Here is a 7,574-nt window from a genome sequence, read left to right on the forward strand (position 1 = left end):
GCGCCGAAGCTTAATGGGCGCCCATTTCGTTATTGAACCGCACCTAGAGTCTCACCCACTTGATCGAGGACAGTCCATGACGAATCCACCCACCACCCCAGGTTCGAACGGTAACGACAGGTACTCGACGGGCACCCATCGGGAACTTTCACCTTCGCCCGTCATAATGCCTCTGTTGGCGATACGCTTAAAGTGAATTGGGACCTCAATCAAAGAGCCACTTTGGGTTCCACAGCCACGCATCTGATCTACCGCACTTGCACGAATGTCGTAGAACGAAGGATGAATCATGACGAATTCACGCCCACCGACAGGTAACGACGCCAACTCGCACCAGCGATACGGCAGTAGTCCCTACGGTTTCGACAACGCACGCCAATTCGAGTCCAAGCCAGATCAGACGGCACAGTGGAATGGACAAGGCGCGAATAGCTTGAGCCGGGACGGCGATGGCCGGTTCAGCCCCGAAGGTCCCACGTCACAAGGCTCGAACTCCGACGGAGATTACGGCCGTTGGAGCCGCGACCAGCAAACAGCGCAGATGCCACCTGCACATGAGCAATGGGCAGGCAACTCGGCAAGACAGCCGGGCCAACCGGGACAGCCGGGACAGCCGGGCCAACCGGGGCAAAACGGGCCAGGCTACAACGACCAGTGGTCACACAATCAGCAGTGGTCATCGTCCAATTCTCAATGGTCATCCACCCCGTCATGGCAAAACGGCCCACAGGGGCCCTATACCCCACAGGGAGCATACGGTTCGCAAGGCCCCACGAATCCGCAAGGATCGTACGGACCACAGGGACCATATGGCTCGCAGGGTCCCAACAGTCCACAAGGGCCCTACGGGCCGCAGGGGCCTCAAGGCCCTGGTGGCTCATGGTCACAGCTACCGAACCAATCCGGTGGAACAAAGAAGATCAACATCGTCGCGTTTGTTGCGCTTGGCCTTGCAGTCCTCGGCCTGATCCTCTCTGTCATTCCAGTGACGCAGATCGTAGGGTGGGTCATCCTCGGCGTCGCGTTTATTTGCTCCCTCGTCGCGCTCTTCTTGAAGAACCAGCCGCGCGTCAGCGCACTGATCGCGCTGGCAGTGACGGTTCTTTCGGCACTCATTGCTCTGGTCGTCGCCTTTATCATGGCCAATCTGTCTGACGTTGATGAGACTGTCGACGAACAGGAACAACCCTCGGCGACAGAAACTCAGGATCAAGATCCGCAAAGTAGCCCCATTGCCCCAGCACCTACTGTGCCTCTTCCGACCACGCCCCAGCAATCAGGAGACCCAGGTCAGGCAGGACAGCAGCCTGGACAGATGCCCACCCCCGGAACGGCAAGTTCGCCCCAAACCTCGAGAGACAATCCCGCAGCACTGGGAGAAACCATTACCGTTGGCCAGTGGGACGTGGCGATCAATTCATTCAATCCCGACGCCACCGACCAAATTGTGAACGGCAATATGTTCAACACTCCTCCGGATGACGGCACGGTTTACTCCCTGCTCAATGTCACTTTCACCAACAAGGGCACTGAAAAGACCCTGCCCTTCCTGGCATTCGCCTTCATCGACGAGGCAGGCCAGACGTACTACGACTATGACAACCTCGTGGGTCTGGAGGACTCGTACTACCTTCTGGACCTTGAACCGGGACAGCAAGGCACTGGTAGCGTCGCTATCCAGATCCCAGCGGGTGCGAGCGGTGTTCTTCAGGTGACAGATGTCCTGGGAACGAGCATCGCGTACGTCTCAACGCACTAGGCAATGCCTGCAGCGCCAGCGGGATGCTGCGAGGCTGGCCAATTGCCGCCTGCTGAGTAAGCATGACCGCCGGCCACCTACTCGCCAGTAACGCTGCCTCCGCGGCAGCGCCAGCCCCCTAATAATACGACTGCCCAGCCTCCACGCCACCGAGCAGCGTTGGCACTGTGACCAGCGTGAAGCCCTGGCGCTGCAACTGATCAATGATGCCCGGGACAGCTTCAATGGTCGAAGGGTGAACGTCGTGCATCAGGACGATCGACCCGGCGCGCACAGTCGCCATAATCCGATCGGTCGTGCTCTTGACGTCGCGGTTCTTCCAGTCCTCAGAATCCACATCCCAGAAGATCGCTGCCTGACCCGCCTCACTGAGCACGCCGGTTACCTTGTCATTGGTCGCTCCATACGGAGGACGCATCAGCGCCGGCAACAGCCCACTGGCCTGCTGAATCGCATCCCGCGAGCGCGCTACCTCATCACGGATCCCCTCGACCGGCAACGTGTCGAGCTGTGGGTGCGACCAGGAATGCGACCCCACCACATGCCCTTCGTTCACAGCGCGAGCGGTGATATCCGGGCGCGCCGCCACACTGGGTCCCAACTGGAAGAACGTGGCGTGCACGCCTTTCGATGCAAGCACATCGAGCAGTTTTGGCGTCAGGTTCGCATCGGGACCATCGTCGAACGTCAACGCCACACACTGCGCCGCACTGCAATCCACATTCTCGGTCGGAACCATACCCATCACACCTGATCCATCTGCGGGCAGCGGCTCGAGGGGAACGAATGGCGGTTCGGGCTGGGGAAGCCCAGCAAATTCCGCGCCTCCTGTCACCGCCGCAGTTACAGCGCGACCCAGGTCGCTCGACACCTCGGCAGCCTGATCGGGGGACACTTCCAGCACCGCGCGATCAGCGTTCACTCCACTATCAGCGTTCAGGATCAGCGCAAATGAGCCGTCCTGGCCGATTCGCACATCATCTGGCCCATGCCACGCCTCGTTCGTACGCAAGCCGAGCCTGGCCAACGCGTCCTGATAGGTTCCCGGGTCTCGATCTGCCTCACGCAACGCACGCTTGGCGGCAGGGAACAGCTGCACCCGCTCATCCTCATTGACGAGGGCGGCCGCAGGCGCCACCGTTTGGTCCTGGGTATCAACGATCCATGATGACGAGCGCGTGACCTCGCCGTCGTCGGTGCCGGTGATGGCTTCGAGGACGAACCCGATCCACTGCCCCGCAGCGAAGGACACGTCGTAGCGCACTTCCTGAGAATCCGGCCAGGATGCCATCTCAAGGGCCCGCTGCTCCATGAACGCGTTGACGTCGTCGAATCCCTGGATACCCGGCCAGGTCACAGGGATGTCTGCCGTGGACGAACGGTCAATGACATGACCGATCTGCGGGTCATCAGCGGGAAGCGCCTCAGGCATGTCAGCGACGTGGGACCGTATCCCGGCAGGTGAGGTGGGCGGGCCAGACTGGGGTGCGCTTGACGCAGCAGACTGGCCTGATTCCTGTGTGCCCGATGGCGCAGTGTCCCCAGAACCAGGATTGCACGCCGTGAGTCCCGTGAGCACAGCGACGCACGCCAGGGCGGTGCACCACCGGTGCCGGCCGAGGCGGTTGGAACTGCCGTTGTATTCACGTAGTGCCATCATGGCGCCGATGATAGCGAGCCAATCGGCCAGAATCCACCCTTTTATGTTCCACCAGACACAACCATGCCGGTATTGTCGTTACTATGAGTACCGACTCTGTGCCGCAGACAGCTGAAGTCCTGTCGGTCCTGTCCTCGTCGGAATGTTCGCTTAGGAGTGTTCCGCCGACACGGTTACACTGGCCTTTGCACTGCATCAGTAGTGCATGCGTGATCGGAGTGTTACGCGTGACGCAAGGGAAGGGGACGCCATGAGCATCTTTGATCGTTTCGAAAACGCGGTCGAAAAAGGTGTGAACTCGGTTTTTTCTCGTGTCTTTCGTTCCGGCCTCAAGCCAGTTGACGTGAATTCTGCAATCCGACGTGCCATGGAGGATAACCTCCAGGAAGTCTCCTCCGACCGCACCATCGCGCCCAATAAGTTCGTCGTGCGTACCTCCGTGACGGATCTGGAATCCATCGGTGACGACATGCCCGTCCTCGTCGATGAATTTGAACGCGACGCGACAGAGTACGCCACTCAGCACGGCTATGCATTGCTTGGCCCCATCGCAGTCAGTTTCGAGGAAGACGAATCTGAACTGACTGGGCAACTCATCGTTGAAGCTGCCAATGAGCGCGGCGCAGTCGCTCCGGCGACAGTGCTCGAGGCTTCCCCTGAACATCCGATCATCGATGTGGATGGAGACCGCTGGCTGCTGACCGAACCAGTCACCGTGATCGGGCGCGGCTCAGACTGCGACATTGTCATCACCGATTCAGGCGTGTCACGCCATCACCTCGAACTGCGCATCACTCCCACCGGGGTCATCGCAACAGACCTGGGTTCCACGAACGGGACTTTTGTGGAGGGACACCGCATCGATGCCGCTACTCTGGTGGATGGCAACCAACTGACGGTGGGCAGAACCCGGATCCTGTTTTGGACCCATCCTGAACCAGCTGACGAGGAACGGTGATGACAAGCGATCTGGCATTTACTGTTTTTCGCGTCGGATACCTGGCTCTGCTGTGGCTGATGGTGCTCGCCGCAGTGTCCACGCTGCGTCGAGACATTTTCGGAACCGTTGTCACCCCTCGTGGCAAGGGCCGGCGTACCGCTGACAAGAGACGCAAGAAGTCGCAGAAAGCTCGCAAGGATCGCGCATCAGATGAACTGATTCCCAGATCACTGCTCATTACAGGCGGCCCGCTGGTCGGAATGACTCTGACACTTGGCTCCGCCCAGATCACCATCGGACGCTCCCCGAACTGCATCATGGTGCTGGAGGACGAGTACGTCTCGGGGCAGCACGCCATGCTCTCCCCACAAGACGGCGAATGGGTCATCGAGGACCTCGGCTCCCGCAACGGCACGTTCGTGGACGACGAGCGCATCACACAGCCGACCGTCGTCCATCCCGGCACGACGATTCGCATCGGACAAACCACGCTTGAATTGGTCAGGTGAGCGTCGTGAGTCCTGAAGCAATCGAATTTCACTATGCAGCCCGGTCTGATATCGGACTGGTCCGCAAGAACAATCAGGACTCTGCCTACGCGGGCCCCAATCTGCTTGTACTCGCTGACGGTATGGGCGGCCCGGCCGGCGGTGATATCGCCTCATCCGTCGCGATCGCCCACCTGGCGCACCTGGATTCGGAATCATATCCAGCTGATTCGATCGCCAAGCTCCTGCATGACAGCCTGGTGGATGCACACGATGAGCTCTGTGAACGCTCGGAAACTGACCCGGAGCTGAAGGGTCTGGGAACCACCTGCATTGCGATCATGCGTGCCGGCTCAAAACTGGCGATGGTCCATATTGGTGATTCTCGTGCCTACGTGATGCGTGGCCACACCCTCACGCAGGTCACCACTGACCATTCTTTTGTCCAGTACCTTGTTGACAGTGGCCAGATCACGCCTGACGAGGCTGAACAGCATCCTCAGCGCAACGTGGTGCTGAAGATTCTAGGGGATTCGCAGGCCAGCGTGGTTCCTGACGAAACCATGCGTCAGGCTGTTGTGGGAGATCGCTGGCTGCTGTGTTCAGACGGTCTGTCCGGAGTGGTATCGGGAGACACGATCGGTTCGGTGCTGACCGAGTATGAAGATCCGGGCGAGTGCGCCGAAAAGCTCATTGACCTGGCGTTGCGTGCCGGTGGGCCTGACAATGTGACGTGCGTGATCGCGGATATTGTTCCGGCAGGCACAACGAACCAGACTGCTCCTGAAATTGTGGGTGCTGCCGCGACCGACCGTCAGGCACCCACCCGCGGAGGTGACGGTGCTGCTGCGCGCGCAGCGGCCCTGGCCCGATCAACCTCGACTCATTCACTTTCAGATCCTGACGAGGATGCCGCTGAACCTGAGCGGCCTCGCATGCGGTGGTGGACCATTGCCGTGGGTGTGCTGGCCGTAGCAGCTGTGGTCCTGGCAGGCTTTTTGGGATACCGCTGGTCACAGCAGCAGTACTATGCGATTGGCGAGGACGGGGCGGTCGCCATCTACCAGGGAATTCCTCAGACGCTGGGGCCGTGGGCCTTTTCGCACCGCGTGGAGGTCACCTCTATTTCGCTGGCTTCCCTCGATAACGTGGATCGTGAACGACTGCAGGAACCTGTCACCCGTTCCTCACGCGAGGAAATCGACGCATATATTGCGCAGCTGGCACCCGTGAGTGCCCAGGGACCAGACGGTACGGATGCCCAATCGGGTGGTGACCGGCCACAGTCATCACGTTCCTCACAGTCGGGCAGCCAGCCGCAGCCACAGTCGCTCCGCCACAGTGATTCCTCCGACGTGGAGGCACTGTAATGGCAACAGTGATGGTGGCGCCGACACGTCCTCGACGCCTGGTGGAAATTGCGCTCATGGTGGTGGCACTGGCCATCGGAATCGGCGGCTACGTGCTGACGACGATCAACCGCACCGGCGTTATCCCCTCGAACCTGGGGATGCATATCGTGATCCTGCTGGTGGTTGCCATAGCCGCTGAAATCGGGATGCACGTGCTGGCACCCTACGCCGATCCTGTCATCTTGCCGATCTCGGTGGCATTGACCGGGCTGGGACTGGCGATGATTTACCGCCTGGATCTGACCTATGACATGCTCGGGCGTTACGACACTGAATCTGGTGGCCACCTCATGCCAACCAGCACGAAGCAGCTCATCATGGTGGGTGTCGCACTGGTTGCCGCAGCACTCACCTTGATCGTGGTGCGGAATCACCGCCTCCTGCGCCGCTTTACGTACACGTTCGGAGTGATCTCCCTGGTCTTGTTGCTCCTGCCCATGCTCCCTGTCATCGGCAGTGAACAAATGGGCGCGCGCGTGTGGATCCGCATGGGGCCGCTCAGCTTGCAGCCAGGCGAACTCGTCAAAGTCACCCTGGCCATCTTCTTTGCCGGCTACCTGGTCAACAAGCGGGACTCACTGGCCATCGGCGGTCCGAAGATCCTGGGAATGCGCCTGCCGCGCGCACGTGACCTAGGTCCGATCCTGGTGGTGTGGCTCATCGGCATCGCGATTCTGGTACTCCAGCGTGACTTGGGCACATCTCTCATGTTCTTCGGCATGTTCGTGGCGATCCTGTACGTGGCGACCAACCGTCCCTCGTGGCTGGTGATCGGCGTTGTCATGTTCACTCCCGCCGTTATTTTGGCAGTACGCGCGTTCCCACACGTTCAGAACCGTTTCAACGTATGGCTCAATGCCCTGGACAATGACGTGTACAACGCGCAAGTGGGGTCCTATCAGGTCGTCCAGGGCCTCTTCGGTCAGGCTTCCGGCGGACTGATGGGCACCGGCTGGGGGCGTGGCTACCCGCACCTCGTGGTCCACGCCGAGTCCGACTTCATCTTGTCGTCACTGGCTGAAGAGCTCGGACTGACCGGGCTGCTGGCCATTTTGCTGCTGTACCTGATTTTGATTGAGCGCGGTTTGCGCGCAGCCATCGGTGTGCGCGACGGATTCGGCAAGCTACTGGCTGCTGGTTTGAGCTTCTCACTGGGACTTCAGGTGTTCGTCGTCCTGGGAGGTATTACGCGAGTCATTCCGTTGACCGGCCTGACTGCCCCTTTCCTTGCTGCCGGCGGATCATCGATGGTGGCGTCGTGGGTGATGATCGCGTTGCTGGTGCGTATTTCCGATGCTGCGAGGCGCCCCACCCG

At 60.1% G+C, this 7,574-nt stretch carries 6 protein-coding genes; 5 read left to right on the plus strand and 1 reads right to left on the minus strand.

Features of this window, described 5'->3' with window-relative positions:
• Positions 1–289 precede the first annotated feature (289 nt).
• Positions 290–1,759 carry a DUF4352 domain-containing protein gene (locus tag AC1EJZ_RS08830; protein ID WP_157886260.1) on the plus strand — a complete coding sequence of 490 codons (1,470 nt, stop codon included), beginning with the start codon at positions 290–292 and terminating at the stop codon, positions 1,757–1,759.
• Positions 1,760–1,877: 118 nt separating this feature from the next.
• Here the strand turns inward: AC1EJZ_RS08830 and AC1EJZ_RS08835 are convergent, their stop codons facing one another.
• Positions 1,878–3,419 carry a polysaccharide deacetylase family protein gene (locus AC1EJZ_RS08835; protein ID WP_480294623.1) on the minus strand — a complete coding sequence of 514 codons (1,542 nt, stop codon included), beginning with the start codon at positions 3,417–3,419 and terminating at the stop codon, positions 1,878–1,880.
• 250 nt (positions 3,420–3,669) lie between these two features.
• On the opposite strand from AC1EJZ_RS08835, the gene AC1EJZ_RS08840 reads away from it, so the two are divergent.
• The 4 genes from AC1EJZ_RS08840 to AC1EJZ_RS08855 all read left to right on the plus strand — a co-directional run.
• Positions 3,670–4,377: an FhaA domain-containing protein gene (locus AC1EJZ_RS08840; protein ID WP_058237655.1), complete on the plus strand. Its 708-nt coding sequence runs from the start codon at positions 3,670–3,672 to the stop codon at positions 4,375–4,377.
• Entirely contained in the window at positions 4,377–4,868 is a 492-nt protein-coding gene (locus tag AC1EJZ_RS08845; RefSeq protein WP_058237654.1) for an FHA domain-containing protein FhaB/FipA, read from the plus strand. The genes AC1EJZ_RS08840 and AC1EJZ_RS08845 overlap by 1 nt, the downstream gene beginning before the upstream one ends.
• A gap of 5 nt (positions 4,869–4,873) precedes the next feature.
• Entirely contained in the window at positions 4,874–6,217 is a 1,344-nt protein-coding gene (locus tag AC1EJZ_RS08850; protein WP_092649034.1) for a PP2C family protein-serine/threonine phosphatase, read from the plus strand.
• On the plus strand, positions 6,217–7,574 hold a 1,358-nt coding region (locus AC1EJZ_RS08855), incomplete at its 3' end, for an FtsW/RodA/SpoVE family cell cycle protein (protein ID WP_480294625.1). The genes AC1EJZ_RS08850 and AC1EJZ_RS08855, both read left to right, overlap by 1 nt.

This window comes from Pauljensenia sp. C0170B5 (assembly GCF_056590195.1).